Annotated in this window: 17 protein-coding genes and 2 pseudogenes; 15 read left to right on the top strand and 4 right to left on the bottom strand. The window is 69.0% G+C overall.

Annotation, left to right across the window (positions count from 1 at the left end):
• Positions 1 to 182: 182 nt before the first annotated feature.
• The 8 genes and pseudogenes from glp to BZY54_RS51700 all read left to right on the top strand — a co-directional run bounded on the left by glp (position 183) and on the right by BZY54_RS51700 (position 4,920).
• Positions 183 to 1,556, top strand: coding sequence for a molybdotransferase-like divisome protein Glp (gene glp, locus BZY54_RS24565; RefSeq protein WP_086727508.1), 1,374 nt, complete (start codon positions 183 to 185; stop codon positions 1,554 to 1,556).
• Positions 1,553 to 1,870: a hypothetical protein gene (locus tag BZY54_RS50340; RefSeq protein WP_143668108.1), complete on the top strand. Its 318-nt coding sequence runs from the start codon at positions 1,553 to 1,555 to the stop codon at positions 1,868 to 1,870. Before glp ends, BZY54_RS50340 begins: the two co-directional genes overlap by 4 nt.
• Before the next feature lie 219 nt (positions 1,871 to 2,089).
• A complete protein-coding gene (locus BZY54_RS24560) occupies positions 2,090 to 3,535 on the top strand; it encodes a dipeptidase (RefSeq protein WP_086727507.1) in 1,446 nt (481 codons plus the stop codon).
• A 37-nt stretch (positions 3,536 to 3,572) separates the two neighbouring features.
• Positions 3,573 to 3,815 carry a transposase gene (locus BZY54_RS55535; protein ID WP_425276309.1) on the top strand — a complete coding sequence of 81 codons (243 nt, stop codon included), beginning with the start codon at positions 3,573 to 3,575 and terminating at the stop codon, positions 3,813 to 3,815.
• A 29-nt stretch (positions 3,816 to 3,844) separates the two neighbouring features.
• Positions 3,845 to 4,096, top strand: a pseudogene (locus BZY54_RS55530) (IS3 family transposase); the annotation flags it as partial.
• Between the two features lie 70 nt (positions 4,097 to 4,166).
• Positions 4,167 to 4,298 carry a hypothetical protein gene (locus BZY54_RS55525; RefSeq protein ID WP_425276310.1) on the top strand — a complete coding sequence of 44 codons (132 nt, stop codon included), beginning with the start codon at positions 4,167 to 4,169 and terminating at the stop codon, positions 4,296 to 4,298.
• Positions 4,276 to 4,341, top strand: a pseudogene (locus tag BZY54_RS55520) (hypothetical protein); the annotation flags it as partial. The gene BZY54_RS55525 and the pseudogene BZY54_RS55520, both read left to right, overlap by 23 nt.
• 390 nt (positions 4,342 to 4,731) lie before the next feature.
• The gene (locus tag BZY54_RS51700) at positions 4,732 to 4,920 is read left to right on the top strand and encodes a hypothetical protein (RefSeq protein WP_167414055.1); all 189 of its coding nucleotides are present in this window, start codon (positions 4,732 to 4,734) and stop codon (positions 4,918 to 4,920) included.
• 272 nt (positions 4,921 to 5,192) lie between these two features.
• On the opposite strand, the gene BZY54_RS24550 is transcribed toward BZY54_RS51700, so the two are convergent.
• Genes BZY54_RS24550 through BZY54_RS24535 form a run of 4 tightly spaced genes read right to left on the bottom strand, consistent with a single transcriptional unit; the run spans position 5,193 to position 8,415 of the window.
• Positions 5,193 to 5,909 (bottom strand): SRPBCC family protein, encoded by a 717-nt coding sequence (locus BZY54_RS24550; RefSeq protein WP_086727506.1) that lies wholly within the window; start codon positions 5,907 to 5,909, stop codon positions 5,193 to 5,195.
• 3 nt (positions 5,910 to 5,912) lie between these two features.
• A complete protein-coding gene (locus tag BZY54_RS24545) occupies positions 5,913 to 7,055 on the bottom strand; it encodes an XdhC family protein (RefSeq protein ID WP_086727505.1) in 1,143 nt (380 codons plus the stop codon).
• Positions 7,056 to 7,097: 42 nt separating this feature from the next.
• Positions 7,098 to 7,409 carry a hypothetical protein gene (locus BZY54_RS24540; RefSeq protein ID WP_158103909.1) on the bottom strand — a complete coding sequence of 104 codons (312 nt, stop codon included), beginning with the start codon at positions 7,407 to 7,409 and terminating at the stop codon, positions 7,098 to 7,100.
• 13 nt (positions 7,410 to 7,422) lie between these two features.
• Positions 7,423 to 8,415: an LLM class flavin-dependent oxidoreductase gene (locus tag BZY54_RS24535; RefSeq protein ID WP_086727503.1), complete on the bottom strand. Its 993-nt coding sequence runs from the start codon at positions 8,413 to 8,415 to the stop codon at positions 7,423 to 7,425.
• A gap of 351 nt (positions 8,416 to 8,766) precedes the next feature.
• On the opposite strand from BZY54_RS24535, the gene BZY54_RS24530 reads away from it, so the two are divergent.
• The 7 genes from BZY54_RS24530 (at position 8,767) to BZY54_RS24500 (ending at position 16,532) form a co-directional block, all read left to right on the top strand.
• Positions 8,767 to 10,446 (top strand): hydantoinase/oxoprolinase family protein, encoded by a 1,680-nt coding sequence (locus BZY54_RS24530; RefSeq protein WP_244217315.1) that lies wholly within the window; start codon positions 8,767 to 8,769, stop codon positions 10,444 to 10,446.
• A gap of 40 nt (positions 10,447 to 10,486) precedes the next feature.
• Entirely contained in the window at positions 10,487 to 11,587 is a 1,101-nt protein-coding gene (locus BZY54_RS24525) for a DUF917 domain-containing protein (RefSeq protein ID WP_086727501.1), read from the top strand.
• A gap of 28 nt (positions 11,588 to 11,615) precedes the next feature.
• Positions 11,616 to 12,296: an NADPH-dependent F420 reductase gene (npdG, locus tag BZY54_RS24520; RefSeq protein ID WP_086727500.1), complete on the top strand. Its 681-nt coding sequence runs from the start codon at positions 11,616 to 11,618 to the stop codon at positions 12,294 to 12,296.
• A 14-nt stretch (positions 12,297 to 12,310) separates the two neighbouring features.
• Positions 12,311 to 13,849 (top strand): aldehyde dehydrogenase family protein, encoded by a 1,539-nt coding sequence (locus BZY54_RS24515; RefSeq protein ID WP_086727499.1) that lies wholly within the window; start codon positions 12,311 to 12,313, stop codon positions 13,847 to 13,849.
• A gap of 40 nt (positions 13,850 to 13,889) precedes the next feature.
• Positions 13,890 to 14,879, top strand: coding sequence for a GTP 3',8-cyclase MoaA (gene moaA / locus BZY54_RS24510; protein ID WP_244217317.1), 990 nt, complete (start codon positions 13,890 to 13,892; stop codon positions 14,877 to 14,879).
• A gap of 32 nt (positions 14,880 to 14,911) precedes the next feature.
• On the top strand, positions 14,912 to 15,577 hold the full coding sequence (locus BZY54_RS24505) for a molybdenum cofactor biosynthesis protein (protein ID WP_086727497.1): 666 nt from the start codon (positions 14,912 to 14,914) through the stop codon (positions 15,575 to 15,577).
• Between the two features lie 100 nt (positions 15,578 to 15,677).
• Positions 15,678 to 16,532, top strand: a complete 855-nt coding sequence (locus BZY54_RS24500; protein WP_158103908.1) for an FAD binding domain-containing protein — start codon at positions 15,678 to 15,680, stop codon at positions 16,530 to 16,532.
• Positions 16,533 to 16,539: the final 7 nt, after the last annotated feature.

Genomic DNA, 16,539 nt, shown 5'->3' with positions numbered 1-16,539 from the left:
GGCGACTACCTGCGTGCCATTGTCAGACGCCCGAACGTGAAGATCTGGGCCCGGACTTCCGGACCTGCTCCGCAGTTACGTCACGGAGGAGATGTAGCATCTTGAGCAGTACCGAACAGACCGCCGCGTCGGGCGGATCCCGCAGCACCTACCACGGCGCGGCGGCCCCGGTCGGCGACGCACTGACCCGGGAGGCTGCCGCCGCGAGCCGGATCTGGTCCGTGGCGGAGCACCTCGACGACATACTCGCGCACATCCGCCCGCTGGAGCCCCGCGAGCTGCGCCTCCTCGACGCCCAGGGCTGTGTCCTCACCGAGGATGTCACGGTCCCGGTCGCGCTGCCGCCGTTCGACAACAGCTCCATGGACGGCTACGTGGTGCGTACCGCCGATGTGCAGGGCGCCTCCGAGGAGTACCCGGCCGTCCTCACCGTCATCGGAGACCTCGCCGCGGGCAGCGGCGAGCTGCCGACCGTCGGCCCCGGCGAGGCCGCCCGCATCATGACGGGCGCCCCGCTGCCGCCCGGCGCCGAGGCCGTCGTTCCGGTCGAGTGGACCGACGGCGGTACGGGCCGACGGCCCGCCACCACCATGCGCTTCCACTCCTCCGCTCCCGAGGGCGCCGGCGGTGAGGTCCGGGTCCACCGCGCCGCCGAGGCCGGGCAGCACATCCGCCTCCGCGGCAGCGACGTGCAGGCCGGAGACCTCGCCCTGGAAGCCGGTACGGTCCTCGGCCCGCCCCAGATCGGACTGCTCGCGGCCATCGGCCGCAGTACCGTCCGGGTCCGTCCGCGCCCGCGCGTGGTCGTCATGTCCACCGGCAGCGAGCTCATCCAGCCTGGCGAGGAGCTGACCCCCGGCAGCATCTACGACTCCAACAGCTTCGCGCTCACCGCCGCCGCCCGGGACGCCGGTGCCATCGCCTACCGCGTCGGAGCCATCGCCGACGACGCCGAGACGCTGCGCACCACCCTTGAGGACCAGCTGGCCCGCGCCGACCTCGTCGTCACCAGCGGCGGTGTCAGCGTCGGCGCGTACGACGTGGTGAAGGAGACGCTCTCGGAGTTCGGCGGGCGTGCGGACGAGGGCTCCTCCGTCGCGGAGGGCCGGGTCGAGTTCCGCAAGATCGCTATGCAGCCGGGCAAGCCGCAGGGCTTCGGCCGCATCGGCCCCGACCGCACCCCGTTGCTCGCCCTCCCCGGCAACCCGGTCAGCTCCTACGTCTCCTTCGAGCTGTTCGTCCGCCCCGCGATCCGCGCCCTCATGGGGCTGGAACCGCGTGAGTGCAGGATGGTCCGGGCCCGCCTCGAGATCAGCGAGCCGCTCACTTCGCCGGCCGGTAAGCGGCAGTTCCTGCGCGGCAGGAACGAGCCGCCCTCGCAGGGCGAGGCGGTCGGCCGCGTCACTCCCGTCGGGGGAGCCGGGTCGCATCTGGTCGCCGCCCTGGCGCGCGCGGACGCACTGATCGTGATCCCGGAGGACACCACGGCGGTCGAGCCCGGTGTCGAACTGGACGTCGTCCTCCTCGGCTCAGCTTCCTCGGCTGGGGGCTGGTGAAGGCGATGCCCGAATCCTGGGGCGACGATCTGGCCATTGCGGGTGATCCCGACGAGTGCGCGGAAAAGCTGGGCCGCCTTCTTGTCGCAGGGTCTGACTCCGGCGACGTCTTGCCCGGCTCAGAAAACAAGGACTCTGATGACACACCGCGTCTTCTTCCTCACGTCGGATCGAGCACACCCGAGGAGACGGCTGCGTCCATCGCTGCGGAAATCATCCAGATGCGCCAAGGCGGAAAGGCGGAACGGGCCGGCGCCAGCACCACCATGCTCGGGCCATGGGACGTGGCAGCCGGGCGGGAGCGCGCCAGGTGAGGAGCCCGTGGTGTGGCCGCCGCCGTGTCCTGTGGCGGGGCAGCTTTTCCTTCCGGGAACAGCGTCCGCCGTCGGGGCACGACTGCCGTGCACGCCGCCCGCATGTCGGCGGATCCCCGACCACCACGACGTCCCGCAAGGCGGCCCAAAGACGCGCCGCGCTCCCAGCCATTGCGGCCGTGCCCCGCGTAACCCTGTTGTATCCACGAGGAGTTATCGATGACCACCCCTTCGCCCGCGACCGCGCTGGCCGAGACCATCGCGTCGCTGATGCCGCGCGCCAGGACTGAGCTCGCCGAACTGGTTGCATTCCGGTCCGTGGCCGACCCCGCCCAGTTCCCGAAGAGCGAGTGCGAGGCCGCCGCGAAGTGGGTCGCCGACCTGCTCCGCGCGGAGGGGTTCAGGGACGTCGCGCTGTTGGACACCCCGGACGGTACTCAGTCCGTATACGGGTGTCTTCCCGGCCCTGCGGATGCCCCGACCGTGCTGCTTTACGCCCACTACGATGTGCAGCCACCACTTGACGAGTCCGCCTGGCTCTCGCCCCCGTTCGAGCTTACTGAGCGCGACGGGCGCTGGTACGGGCGTGGCGCGGCCGACTGCAAGGGCGGCCTGATCATGCACATGCTCGCGCTGCGTGCACTCAGGGCCAACGGCGGGATACCGGTTGGTGTCAAGGTTGTCGTAGAAGGCTCGGAGGAGCAGGGCACCGGAGGCCTGCAGCAGTACGCCGAGCAGCACCCGGAGCTTCTTTCGGCCGACACGATCGTCATCGGTGACGCCGGCAACCTCCGTGCCGGGCTGCCGACAGTCACCGCGACTCTGCGCGGCATGGCGTTGATGCGCGTAGAGGTGAACACCCTTGAGGACAACCTCCACTCAGGCCAGTTCGGTGGAGCCGCGCCCGACGCGCTCGCCGCGCTGATCCGCGTCCTTGACTCGCTGCGGGACGAGGACGGCTCGACGACCGTGGAAGGACTGGCCGCGGACGGAGTGTGGGAGGGGCTGCAGTACCAGGAGCAGAACTTCCGGCGGGACGCCGGAGTTCTCGAAGGGGTGGCACTGACGGGTAGCGGAACGATCGCGGACCGTCTATGGGCGCGGCCGTCCGTCACTGTGCTCGGCATCGACTGCCCGCCGGTGACCGGCGCCACGGCGTCCATTCAGGCGTTCGCATGCGCACTGGTCAGCCTGAGGGTCCCGCCAGGGACGGAAGTGGTTGAGGCCGCCGCACTGCTGACCGCGCACCTCGAGGCCAAGGTCCCTTGGGGTGCGCGGGTCGCGGTGGAGCAGGTTGGCCAGGGGCAGCCGTTCCAGGTGGACACCACCAGCCCGGCATACACGTCGATGGCGGAGGCCATACGGGTCGCCTACCCGGGAGACGAGATGCAAATCGCAGGACAAGGCTTCTCAATCCCGCTGTGCAACACACTGGCCTCGCTTTACCCGAAGGCAGAGATCCTATTGATCGGCCTGAGCGAGCCGAAGGCGCAGATCCACGGAGTGAACGAGAGCGTGTCGCCTCAGGAGTTGGAGCGGCTCTCGCTCACCGAGGCGCTGTTCCTGATCGGCTACGCGGATTTGAAGAGGAGTTGTCCGGATCAGTCGGATGAGGGGCAACACCGCGACCTCGCGCTTTCGCGAGGTGGGCTGTCCGGTCCTTGAGTAAACAAGCGAGCGGTGCGTTTGATTTGCAATGCCGGTGAGCCAGGAAGTTTCCGCAGGTGACCTGGCTGAAGGCGGTGAGGTCGCGGATGTGGCTCGGCGCCTGGAGATCTCCGAGGCGTCCTGTCACCGGTGGCGGGCTCAGTTCGGTGGCATGAAGGCTGACGACGTCAAGCGGCTGAAGGAGTTGGAGGCCGAGAACGCCCGGCGGAAGCAAATCGTCGCCGACAAAGAGTTGGAGATTGATGCGCTGCGGGAGATCGCCAAAGGAAATTGGTGAGCCCGTCGCGGCGCCGCCGGGCCGTGGCCATGCTGCAAGAACGGCTCGGATTGTCGCAGCGGCGGGCGTGCCGGATCGTGGGCCGGCCCCGTTCCACCCAGCGCTACCAGCCGGCCGACGCTGAGCCGGACTCCGATCTGCGGGAGTGGCTGCGCCGGTTCGCGCGTGCTCATCCCCGGTGGGGATACCGGCGGGCGCATGCCGTGCTGGTGCGGGAAGAGCTTGTGGTGAACCGCAAGAAGATCCAGCGGCTGTGGCGGGAGGAGGGCCTGCGCGTCCCGGCGAAGCGGAGCAAGCGCCGGCGCCTGGGCGAGTCCGTCGCCCCGGCCGCGCGCCGAGCGCCCGGACCACGTGTGGGCGCTGGACTACCAGGTCGATGTCACCGCTGTGGGGCGCACCGTCAAGATCTTGCATGTGGTGGACGAGTTCACCCACGAGTCACTCGCCGACCTGGTCGCTTATTCGATCGACGCGGACGTTTGACACCCTGCTGAAAGCCCAGGTCCTTGTCGCCGACTGGCGAGAGGAATACAACAACTACCGTCCCCATTCCGCCCTGGGCACGCTTGCCCCAGCCGAGTTCGCCCAGCGATGGGTCAGTACTTCGTTCTGGCGCTGTGTCTGTTCCGCAGCTCGGACAGGTGCCGGTCTCCCGGATACAGGGTGGTCCTGCGGTCTTGACCGAGAAGCTGCGGCACCTGCCGGGCGGATTCGTGCAGCGGCAGCCAGCTCAACGCTCATCAGGGCCCGTCAGCGTCTGGGCGGCAAACCGCTGCAGGCGCTCTTCGAGCGTCGATGCGGCCCACTGGCGCCGCCTGCCTGCCCGGCGCACCGGCCCCAGGACCGGCCGGCGCAGGCGGAGAAGTTTCGCCTGGCGACCAGTCCCCTGGATCACCGGCACGCGCCCGCACGGCAGTTGGACCAGCTCTACCACGAACGCCGGGAGATCGAGAACGGTCTCGCCGAGCTCAAAAACCGCCTGCGGGGCGCCAGCTTCATCCTGCGCTCCAAGACCCCCGAGCTCGTCTGCCAGGAGATCTACGCGTCACCGTCTATCAAGCCGTGTGCGCACTCAAGGCTCACGCCGCCGAACAAGGCGAGGTAAATCCCGAGCGGTCTCGTTCATCACCACGGTCCAGCTCGCCCGGCTCAAGAGATCACACGCCCCTGTCTCCAGGTGTCCACGATCAAGGGGAAGCTTCACCACGCCGATCCTCCTGGCCTCCCCACGCACAGACCGTTCCTCCGTCCCCACCCCACCCCGAGAACCCGTACCTCAGCCCGTAGCATCGGGCGACAGCGCCACCGGGGCGGCGATGAACCACGGCCGGACCCACCTGCGGACTCACCAGCAGTTGACTGGCCTGCGCTGACCGGTCAATTGCTGGTGAAGTACCAGCCCAGGAATGCCAGGAGGGCGATGAGCAGTGCCACGCCGGCAACCCTGGGCACGATCCGCCTCGCCACGGGACCGACCGCATCGAGCAGGTCCAAGTGGTCGTCCGCGGCACGGAGGTGAGTCCCAGGGGCGGCGGGAGCCGTGAGCTTGGCCGCAACGCCGCTGCCGTTGGACACCGGTGTGGGGGTCTGCGACACACCACCCTGGTGGGAGTCTGTCTGGCCTTGCGAGTCTGTCCGGCCTTGCGGCCCAGAGGTAGTGAACTCGGCGGACAGGGCCTGGGCGAACCGGTCGATGAGCGTTGACGACACATCCTGTATGGCGCCGCGACCGAACTGCGCCGGCTTCCCGGTCAGCTTGAGCACGGTGACTACACGGACCTCGGTCTCGTTGCCGTGGTCGTACAGGGACGCCTGCACCGTCGCGCTCACGGTCCCGGCGCCCTTGCTGTCCTTTCCGGACGCCTCGATGACGACGCGGCGAGCGGCCTCGTCCCTCTCCACGAAACGGGCCCGGCCCCGGTAAGTCATCATGATCGGACCGAGCTTCACACGCATCCGGGCCGTGATGTCATCGCCGTCGACTGAGTCCAGCGTCGCCCCGGGTACGCACGCCACCACCCGCTCGACTTCGAGCAGGACCGGCCAGGCCTGGTCAGCGGGCAGGGGTACGGTAAACGTGTTTTCGAGCTGCATGGATCACTCCCTGAGATCTGCCTCTGCCAGTGATGCGGTCGGTCGGGCACTTGCGTGGTGAATGGGTCCGTCGGTCCTCGACAGTCGCTCGCCGGTTCCACCCGTGCGGGTCTGGATGATCTCCGCCGCGATGGATATCGCGGTTTCCTCCGGGGTGTGCGAACCGATGTCCAGACCGATCGGCGATGCGAGCCGCTGCAACTCGTCGCCGGTGACCCCTTGCTCCCGGAGCCGGTCGATCCGGTCGCGGTGGGTCCGTCTGCTGCCCATCACACCGATGTAGGCGGCTCGCGTCCCGAGGGCGACTTGGAGCAGCGGTACGTCGAACTTGGGGTCGTGGGTGAGCACGCAGATCACTGTGCGCTCATCGACAGCCGTCCGGGCCAGGTACCGGTGCGGCCACTCGCAGACCACCTCATGAGCCTCGGGGAACCGCCTGCGCGTGGCGAACACCGGTCTGGCGTCGCACACGGTGACGTGGTAACCGAGGAAGACTCCGATTCTGGCCACCGCGGAGGCGAAGTCGATCGCGCCGAACACCAGCATCCTGGGAGCGGGCGTGTAGGACTGCAAGAACACCGACACTTCGTCGTGACGTCGCTCCCCGTGCAGCCCGTAGTGCCGAATGCCGGTCTGCGCCTGGGCCAGCATGGCGCGGGCGTCCTCGGTGACCGCGTGGTCGAGCCGCTTGTCGCCGAGTGATCCGGAAGCGTGGTCCGGCCACAGTACGCGGCGGGCGCCGATTTGGCCGTGGCCGTCGACCACGGTCGCCACCGCGACCGGCTCGCTCCGCTCGATCGACGCGACGACCTCCCCGAACTGCGGGAACGTCGTCCGGTCGACCGGCTCCACGAAGACGTGGATGATCCCGCCGCAGGTGAGGCCGACAGCGAAGGCGTCGTCGTCGCTCACTCCGTACTTCTCGAGCGCCGGTTCTCCGATCTGGACGGCGAGTTGGGCGGCTTCGTACACGGCGCCCTCGACGCAGCCGCCCGACACGCTGCCCACCACCTCGCCGGCGCCGGAGACGGCCATGGTCGCTCCGGGGCCGCGGGGCGCGCTGCGGGAGGTATGAACCACGGTGCCGAGTGCGAACCGCTCCCCGGAGTCGTACCAGCCGGAGATGGCGTGCAGGACGTCACGCATGGGTCGCTTCCATGTGCCGAGGGGCCGCCGAGCGGCGGCCGGTCACTCGATCACTCCACCGTGGACCGCCTCGGAGGAGGCGATGAACTCCGACCATTCGCTGAGGAGTTGCTTGAACTCCGGCGTGTCCAGCGCCTGTCGGTACTCCTCGATTCCGACGACCTCCAGCACCTCGAGGTAGTCGTAGGAGGGGGAGCCGTCGTCCAGCGTCGACTCGAGCCTGGTGACGTCGTAGCGCTGGATCGCCGGGTTCGCGCGAGCGACGGGGTAGTCGGTGCGCCGGATCCAGCTCTCGTAGTCGACCGGGTCGACACCTTCGCGGAGCTTGTTGAGGAAGAAGACACGGTACGGCATGAGGGTCCTTTCGTCAGAGCCGGGGGAGTACTTCGCGGGCAGTGAGCTGGGCGACCTCGCCGGCCTGGTCCGCCGGGAACAACCACAGCCCGATGGAGTCGGAGCCCGCATCGAGCAGACGGCGCAGCTTCTCGGCGCATTCGTCGGGGTCGCCGGCGACCGCCAGGTCGTCGACCCAGGCGTCGGGCATGTCCCGCGCGACGGCTTCGGCTCCGCCGTCCGCCAGCAGCTCATTGAGCTCGTCCTGGATCCCGTACACCTGCGACAGGGCGCTGTTGGGCATCGCCGCGAGGTAGAAGGCGATGGATTCCCGCACCGCGGCCCTGGCGACCTTGGAATCGGAGTTGACCGAGAAGAGCGTGTAGGTCACCAGCCGGTGCGGGTCGGTGCGCTGGGCCTTTTCGGCGCCTTCGGTGATCCGGGCCCTGGCCCACTCGACGTAGGCCGGGCTGGCCAGGACCGACAGGATCGTGCCGTCGGCGACAGCGCCCGACACCCGCAGCCCCTTCTCGTTCACCACCCCGGTGTAGAGCGGCACGCGGGTGGCCGCCGGGTACGTCAGCTCAATGTTGTCGAACTTGAAATGTCCCTCTTCGGTGAGCGATTTGCCGTCGAGCAGCTGCCTGACCGCGGTCACGCATTGGCGGAGGGTTTTCAACGGCGCTGGCGACATGAGGCCCATCTGGTCCAGCCAGGCAGGCACGCCGTGCCCAATGCCGCCATAAATGCGGCCCGGAAACAGTACGTCGAGAGTGGCGAGTTCCATGGCCAGGATCGCGGGGTGCCGAGTCACCGCGGAGACGATTCCGAGACCGAGCGGCAAGTGGTTGGTCCCGGCAAGCGCCGCGGCGGCTCCGGCAATTCCACCGGAGAAGAAACAGTCCTCGGAGAACCACATTTCTCCGAAACCGAGATCTTCGGCCTGGCGGGCCATCGCCACGATGTCCTTGGCGGGCATGTGGCTTCCGAGGACCAGTCCCACCGGCATGTCAGTCGCGGCGCTCATCGCACGCCCACCCGTGGGTGCCGCATCGCAGGTTGCTCAAGCATCGCTCCTCCTGAAGTGAGGGGGCCGGGGACAGACGCCGAAGGGGATCAGCGGTGGCCGGGGAGGTGCCCCGGCCCCATGTCCCGGAAAGTTAGGGGCCGCCGGACCTGCTGGTCTTCGGTGCTTCCCACAATTCCTCGCGAGATCTTGTGCATCTCGCAAGGATGGCTCCGCAGCCCGGCCGAAGCAGCGCCCCGCGTGGTCGCGGGCATGCCGCCGACAACCTCTCACTCTGCGTGACGCCGCTGGCCGGCAGGCCGCGTCGGGCGAGTTGCACAATTTCCGGCTTCACTGGTCGCAGAAAGCACAATGACCCGTCGGCGCGCCGAATCTAAGGTCAATTCAGGCCGTCGGTATATGCGTTCGTTCGCGGACAAGCCGCGAGGCTGCGGCTACGGACAAGGCACGAGGTCGAGGTCTGATGGACACAACAATGGAGAGCCGATGCGCATTGGCATTGACGTAGGTGGAACAAATACCGACGCGGTCCTCATGGACGGCGATCGGGTGTGCGCGCATACCAAGATTGCAACCACCGAAGATGTGACGACGGGCATCGCCGAGGCTGTGAAGACCCTCCTGTCGGGCACGCAATACGAACCATCGGCGATCCAGGGCGTCATGATCGGCACGACGCATTTCATCAATGCGATCGTGGAGGGAAACCGCCTCGCCCCGACGGCCGCCATCCGGCTGGGGCTGCCGGCGACCGCCGCCCTGCCCCCGATGTCGAGCTGGCCCGAGCGCCTGGTGCGGGCGATCGACGGCCGGGCCTACATGTGCCACGGCGGGCACGAGATCGACGGGCGGCGGATCGCTCCCATGAACTGCGACGAGCTGGCCAGGGTGGCCGAGGAGATCGCCGCGCAGGGAGTGCGCAGCATCGCGATCTCATCGGTGTACTCCCCGGTGAACGAGGAGTGCGAACGTGAGGCCGCCGAAATCCTCAAGGAGCTCCTTCCCGGGGCGTCGCTGAGCCTGTCCCACGAGATCGGGCGTATGGGCCTGCTGGAGCGTGAGAACGCCACCATCATCAACGCCTGCCTGAGCGAACTCGCCGACCACATCTGCCGCGGCCTGGCCGAGGCCGTGAGCGGCGCGGGGATCGACGCGCCCCTGTTCCTCAGCCAGAACGACGGCACGCTCATGGACGTCGACTACGCGCGCCGCTACCCGGTCGCCACCTTCGCTTCCGGACCGACCAACTCGATGCGCGGCGCGGCCTTTCTGTCGGGCCTGCGCGACTGCGCCGTGGTGGACGTCGGCGGTACCACGACGGACGTGGGCATGCTCCGCAACGGCTTCCCGCACGAAGCCTCGACCGAGGTCAGCGTGAGCGGCATCCGCACCAACTTCCGTATGCCCGACGTCCTCTCGATCGGTATCGGCGGAGGCAGCCGCATACGGTCCGAGCCGTTCGGCGTCGGCCCCGACAGCGTCGGCTACCGGCTGACCGAGAAGGCGCTGGTGTTCGGGGGCGACACGTTGACCTGCACCGATATCGCGGTGGCCGCCGGGATCGCCGACATCGGGGACCGGAGCCTGGTCCGTCATCTGGACCGGACGTTCATCGACGCCGTGCTGCAGCGGATCTCCGAGGACATGACCAACGTGGTGGACCGGGTGCGCACCAGCTCCGAGCCCATCGCCGTGGTGGCCGTCGGCGGCGGCAGCATCCTCGTCCCGGAGAGCCTTCCCGGCGTAGGTGAGGTGCGGCGGCCGGAGTTCTTCGCCACCGCCAACGCGATCGGCGCGGCGATCGCGCAGGTGGGCGGCGAGGTCGACCGCATGTACTCGATCCAGCCCGGCCAGCGGGACGCCGTGCTCGACGATGCCAAGCAGGAGGCCGTCGACAAGGCGGTGTCGGCCGGTGCGAGCCGCTCGTCGGTGCAGATCGTGGATGTCGACGAAGTTCCCCTGGCCTACCTGCCGGGCAACGCGACACGGATCCGGGTCAAGGCAGTGGGAGATCTCGTCCTCGCCCGGTGAGGCGGTGCGGTATCGGGCGATCGAAAGGACAGAGGGAGACATGGCATACACGCTTGAGCTCGACGACTTGGAAGACCTGGCGCGGGGCGCCGCCCTGCTGGGGACCGGGGGCGGCGGAGATCCCTACATCGGGACCCTGCTGGTGGCCGAGGAACTGCGGCGCGGCCGCACCATCCGGCTGATCGAGCCGGACGAGGTCGACGACGAGGCGCTGGTCATCGCCAGCGCCTTCATGGGCGCACCGACCGTCGTCATCGAGAAGATCCCCGGCGGGGACGAGCCGGTGACGGCACTGCGCCGGCTGGAACGGCATCTCGGCAGGAAGGCCGACGCCATCATTCCGATGGAGTGCGGCGGCCTGAACTCGATGGTTCCGCTGCTGGTCGCGGCGCGCACCGGGCTGTCGATCGTCGACGGCGACGGGATGGGACGCGCCTTCCCCGAGCTGCAGATGGAGACCTTCGGGGTGTACGGGGTCGCGGGCTCACCGATGGCGATCTGCGACGAGCGCCAGAACGTGACGATCATCGACACCGGCGATGACAACCGCAGCATGGAGTGGTTCGCGCGCGGAGTGACGATTCGGATGGGCGGCGTCTCCTACATCGCCGAATATCCCATGAGCGGCACCGACGTGAAGCGCACCGCGATCCCGGGGACCATGACGCTGGCCCTCCGGCTCGGCAGGGTGATCCGGGAAGCCAGGGAGAGCCAGCAAGATCCGTTCCAGGCGTTGATCGACTACCTGTCCGGCACCATCTACGAGCACGCACGCATCCTGCTCGAGGGCAAGGTCGTCGACATCGAGCGCCGCAGCGCCGACGGGTTCGTCCGCGGCACCGCGACCATCGCGACGTTCGACGGCGCGACGAAGGTGGAGCTCACCTTCCAGAACGAGCATCTGGTGGCCCGCAGCGACGGAAAGCTGCTCGCGATCGTCCCGGACCTTATATCGGTGCTCGACGCCGAGACCGCGACGCCGATCACGACCGAGGCGCTGCGCTACGGGCAGCGCGTCCGGGTGATCGCCATCTCCACGCCGGCGATCATGCGCACCCCCGAGGCACTGGACGTCTTTGGTCCCCGGGCCTTCGGCCTGGACGAGGACTGGACGCCGGTCGAGAAGCTCGCGCCGCTGTGACCCGGACCATTCACCCCCAGGAGCACCCATGCAGTCGCAGACTTACTCCATCGGCGTGATCGGTGGCACGGGCCCGCAGGGCAAGGGACTGGCGTACCGGTTCGCCCGCGCCGGACACCGGGTCTTCCTCGGATCCCGCTCGCCCGAGCGGGCACAGGAGGCGGCCCAGGAGCTCAACGCCAGACTTCCCGCGGACCAGGCAGTCTCCGGGACGTCCAACGCCACGGCCGCATCGGTCAACGAGGTTGTACTGCTGGCCGTTCCGTGGAACGGCCACGCCGAGCTCGTGGCAGATCTGCTCGACCACCTGGCCGGCAAGATCGTGATCAGCTGCGTCAATCCGCTGGGGTTCGACAAGCGCGGCCCCTACGGCCTGCCGGTGAGCGACGGCAGTGCCGCCGAACAGGCCGCAGGGTTGTTGCCGGACAGCCGTGTGGTCGGGGCCTTCCACCACGTGTCCGCGGTAAGCCTGCTCGGCGACGCCGAGTACCTCAAGGACGAGGACGTCCTCGTCTGCGGTGACGACGCGGCCGCGAAGGGCGTCGTGCAGGAGCTCGTCCGTGCGGTCACCGGCCGCATCGGAGTGGACGCCGGGGCGTTGCGTCTGGCCCGCCAGCTCGAACCGCTGACGGCGGTGCTCATCTCGATCAACAAGAAGTACAAGACGCACTCCGGCCTCGCTGTCACCGGCCTGACCAGAAGTCACTGAACGAGGAGGTGCACATGTCTCTCATCCTCAAGCCCGGCACGGCCTATGCGGACGCCTACGCACGCTGCGTGGCCGTCGCCCCGGAGGCATTCCACGACGACCGGGTACTCAACCTATGGGGCGGCCAGTGGCGTCGCGACGGTGCTCCCATCCCGGCGACCTCCGCGGTTGACGGGACTGAGATCGCCGGGCCGCCGTTTCTGAGTCTTCAGGAGGCCTCCGCCGCGGTCGCTGCCACCGCGCAGGCGCACCGCGAGTGGCGTCAGGTGCCGCTCGTGGAGCGCAAGGCCAAGATCACGGCCGCGCTGGACGCGCTTCAGACCCACCGGGACCTGCTGTCCCTGCTGCTGGTGTGGGAGATCGGCAAGCCGTGGCGCCTGGCCACCAATGACGTCGACCGCTGCATCGACGGAGTGCGGTGGTACGTCGAGGAGATCGACCGGATGCTCGTCGGCCGCGCGCCTCTGGCCGGACCGGTCAGCAACATCGCGAGCTGGAACTACCCGATGAGCGTGCTGATGCACGCCATGCTGGTCCAGTTGCTCGCCGGCAACGCCGTGATCGCGAAGACGCCGACCGACGGCGGATTGGCCTGCCTGACGCTGGCCTGTGCGCTGGCGGCACGCGAGGTCCTGCCCATCACGCTGGTCAGCGGTTCCGGGAGGACGCTCTCCCCGGCCCTGGTGGCGGCACCGGAGATCGGCGGCGTCTCGTTCGTCGGCGGACGTGCGGCCGGCAGCCAGGTGGAGAGCCTCGTCGACCAGGGGAAGCGGCACATCCTGGAGCAGGAAGGTCTGAACTGCTGGGGGGTGTGGGAGTTCAGCGACTGGAAGACACTGTCCGGTCATCTGCGCAAGAGCTTCGACTACGCCAAGCAGCGGTGCACCGCCTACCCCCGCTACGTGGTGCAGCGCTCGCTGTTCGACGACTTCCTCACGGCCTATCTGCCCGTGCTGGACGAGGTCCGGTTCGGGCACCCACTCGCGGTCGCTTCACCGGACGATGCGCTGCCCGATCTCGACTACGGGCCACTCATCAACGCCGCCAAGGTCAAAGAGCTGAACGACGCCGTGGCGGAGACCCTCGACCGGGGCGGTGTCCCCCTCTACCGGGGCGACGTCGGCCGCGGCCGCTTCATCGACGGCCAGGACCGCTCCGCCTACCTGGCGCCGGTCGTGGTCCTGAGCCCGCCGAGCTCGTCCGCGCTCTTCCACGCCGAACCGTTCGGCCCCGTCGACACCATCGTGCTCGTGGACACCGAGGCCGAGCTGCTCACCGCGATGAACGCCAGCAACGGAGCGCTCGTCGCGTCCCTCGCCTGCGACGACGAAGCGACGGCCCAGCGGCTGGGCAGGCAGCTGCAGGCGTTCAAGGTGGGGATCAACAAGCCGCGGTCCCGCGGCGACCGCGAGGAGGTCTTCGGCGGCAACGGAGCCTCGTGGCGCGGCGCGTTCGTGGGAGGGGAGCTGCTCGTGCGCGCGGTCACCGACGGCGCGCCCGACGACCCGCTGCACGGGAACTTCCCGTCCTACACCCTGCATCCCGCAACCTGAGACGAGGCACCGCATGGAGCGGATCACTGGTCAGGCACCGATGCTCATCGACACCTACGGTCGGGTGGCGACCGACCTTCGGGTGTCGCTGACGGATCGTTGCAACCTGCGCTGCACATACTGCATGCCCGCCGAGGGACTGGACTGGCTTCCCAAACCCGAGCTGCTGACCGCGGACGAGATCGTCCGACTGATCCGCGTCGCGGTGACGCGGCTCGGCGTCCGGGAGGTCCGCTTCACCGGCGGCGAGCCACTCCTGCGGCGCGACCTGCTCGATGTGATCGGCCGGGTCGCCGCGCTTCAGCCGCGGCCCCAGATCTCGTTGACCACCAACGGCATCGGCATTCCCCGACTCGCCCGGCCGCTGCGTGAGGCGGGCCTCGACCGCGTCAACGTCTCCCTGGATACGTTGGTGCCCGAGAGGTTCCGCAAGCTCGCGCGGCGGGACCGGCTGGCCGATGTGGTCGCAGGCCTCGCGGCGGCTGACGCCGCGGGCCTGCGGCCGGTCAAGGTGAACGCGGTGCTCGTGCGCGACGTCAACGACGACGAGGCGCCCGAGCTGCTGCGCTGGTGTCTGGAGCGCGGTTACCAGCTGCGTTTCATCGAGCAGATGCCGCTGGACGCCCAGCACGGCTGGAGCCGTGACGCCATGGTGACCGCCGCGGAGATCCTCGACTCGCTGTCGGCTGCGTTCGACCTGACCCCGGAGGACGAAGGGATTCGTGGCAGCGCCCCGGCGGAGACGTGGCTGGTGGGCGGTGGTCCGGCACGGGTCGGCGTCATCGCCAGCGTGACCCGGCCGTTCTGCGGCTCCTGCGACCGGACTCGGCTCACCGCGGACGGTCAGATCCGCAACTGCCTGTTCACGCGGGAGGAGTCCGACCTGCGCACCCCGCTGCGTGGCGGAGCCACCGACGAGGAGCTCGCCGAGCGCTGGAGAGCCGCGATGTGGACGAAGAAGGCGGGCGCGGGCATCGACGACCTGGGATTCCTCCAGCCGTCCAGGCCGATGTCCGCCATCGGGGGCTGAGAGCTGCTCCCGGGCAGAGGAAGAGGACATGCATGCAGATCCGCGTGCTGTATTTCGGTGCGCTGCGCGAACGGTTCGTTGGTACCCACCGGGAGGACGTCACCGTCACCGACGGAACGACTCTGGGCCGGCTCATCGACCGGTTGTGCCACCTGCACCCCGGCCTGGAGGGTGTCCGCCGCCACGTCAAGGCGGCCGTGAACGAAGACTTCGCGCCACCCGAGCGGCCACTGACCGATGGTGACGTCGTCGCCCTGATCCCCCCGGTGGCCGGTGGTGCCGAGCCCTACTGCCGCCTCACCGAACAGCCCCTCAACGCGGACGAAGTCCTGGCCGCTGTCACCGGCCCGGGGCAGGGGGGCACCGTCGTGTTCGTCGGCACCGTGCGCGACCACAGCCACGGCAAGCAGGTGACCCGCCTGGAGTACGAGGCCTACCCCGGCATGGTCCTCAAGACCCTGGCCGACATCATCCACCGGTGCCAGTCCATCGCGTCCGGTGTCCGCGTCGCGGTCGCCCATCGCACCGGCCGACTCGAGATCGGCGACGCGGCCGTCGTCATCGCCGCATCCGCCCCGCATCGGGCAGAGGCCTTCGAGGCGTCCCGGATGTGTATCGAGTTGCTCAAGGAAGAAGTGCCGATCTGGAAGAAGGAGATCTCACCTGACGGCGCCGAGTGGATCGGTATGGGTCCATGAGCCGCGGGGTTTCGGACCCCTCGGTGCGGCAGCGGGTGTCGCCGCTCTGGCCACGTCTCCGCTGGAGACTCCACAACGAACAACACCGCGAGGTGATGTGGTGAGTACGACCACGAAAGGCTGCGAAGTACTACCGGCCACCTCGGTCGACGAGGCGGTGCGCGCACTGGCCGATCTCGGTGACCGCGGAGCGGCCCTGGCCGCCGGAACCTGGGTGATGCGCTCGTCCTTGCGAGGTGAGGACCTGCGTCCCCGCTACGTCTCGCTGAACGGCATCGCAGAGCTGCGCGCGACCGAATCGGGCGAGGAGGTTTCGCTGGGCGCGCTCACCACGCACACCGACCTCGCGTCGCGCGAACTGCCCGCCGCGCTGGCGGGGCTGGTCGGCGCGGCGGGTCAGTCCGCGTTCCCGCAGGTGCGGAACGTGGCGACACTGGGTGGCAACATCGGCGCGACCGGATTCGCGGAGGCGGATCTGGTCCCTGCCCTGCTTGCTCTCGACGCCCGGCTCGAGACTGCCTCGCTGCGGGGCCGGGCGACCGTGCCGCTCGGCGAATACCTGCCGGAGCGCGCTCAGCGGCCTGCGGACGAGATCGTTGTGCGGGCGCTGGTTGCGGCGCCGGCCACCCGTCGCTCCGCGTTCGCCCGCCTGACCGTGCGCGGCGGGGGTGAGTACGCCATCGCCAATGTCTGCGTCTGCGTGGATCTCGATCCCGACGGAGTCGTCAGCGCGGCGCGCGTGGCGATCGGATCCGTGGAACCTGTCGCGCGGCTGTCGCACGCCGCGGTCGATGCGCTGGTCGGCAACCGGCCGTCGGCGGCCGCCGGTGAGGAAGCGGGCCGGCTGGCCGCAGCCGACTGCACGCCGAGGGACGGTCTTGACGCTCCCGGTTGGTACCGCCGCGAGGTGCTGCCGTCGCTGGTGCGCCGCGCGTGCGCCGAGCTTGCCGTCTAGGAGGATG

The organism is Streptomyces carpinensis (genome assembly GCF_002154505.1).
GTDB lineage: Bacteria > Actinomycetota > Actinomycetes > Streptomycetales > Streptomycetaceae > Streptomyces > Streptomyces carpinensis.
Note: the sequence above shows the minus strand (reverse complement) of the source record. Positions and strands in the feature narration are given on the sequence as shown.

What these genes read in the sequence shown, in the direction of transcription:
- BZY54_RS24560 (WP_086727507.1), top strand. Translation starts at nt 2,090, where the DNA reads ATGACCACCCCTTCGCCCGCGACCGCGCTGGCCGAGACCATCGCGTCG.
- BZY54_RS24550 (WP_086727506.1), bottom strand. Translation starts at nt 5,909, where the DNA reads ATGCAGCTCGAAAACACGTTTACCGTACCCCTGCCCGCTGACCAGGCC.
- BZY54_RS24545 (WP_086727505.1), bottom strand. Translation starts at nt 7,055, where the DNA reads ATGCGTGACGTCCTGCACGCCATCTCCGGCTGGTACGACTCCGGGGAG.
- BZY54_RS24540 (WP_158103909.1), bottom strand. Translation starts at nt 7,409, where the DNA reads ATGCCGTACCGTGTCTTCTTCCTCAACAAGCTCCGCGAAGGTGTCGAC.
- BZY54_RS24535 (WP_086727503.1), bottom strand. Translation starts at nt 8,415, where the DNA reads ATGAGCGCCGCGACTGACATGCCGGTGGGACTGGTCCTCGGAAGCCAC.
- BZY54_RS24530 (WP_244217315.1), top strand. Translation starts at nt 8,767, where the DNA reads ATGACCCGTCGGCGCGCCGAATCTAAGGTCAATTCAGGCCGTCGGTAT.
- BZY54_RS24525 (WP_086727501.1), top strand. Translation starts at nt 10,487, where the DNA reads ATGGCATACACGCTTGAGCTCGACGACTTGGAAGACCTGGCGCGGGGC.
- npdG (WP_086727500.1), top strand. Translation starts at nt 11,616, where the DNA reads ATGCAGTCGCAGACTTACTCCATCGGCGTGATCGGTGGCACGGGCCCG.
- BZY54_RS24515 (WP_086727499.1), top strand. Translation starts at nt 12,311, where the DNA reads ATGTCTCTCATCCTCAAGCCCGGCACGGCCTATGCGGACGCCTACGCA.
- moaA (WP_244217317.1), top strand. Translation starts at nt 13,890, where the DNA reads ATGCTCATCGACACCTACGGTCGGGTGGCGACCGACCTTCGGGTGTCG.
- BZY54_RS24505 (WP_086727497.1), top strand. Translation starts at nt 14,912, where the DNA reads ATGCAGATCCGCGTGCTGTATTTCGGTGCGCTGCGCGAACGGTTCGTT.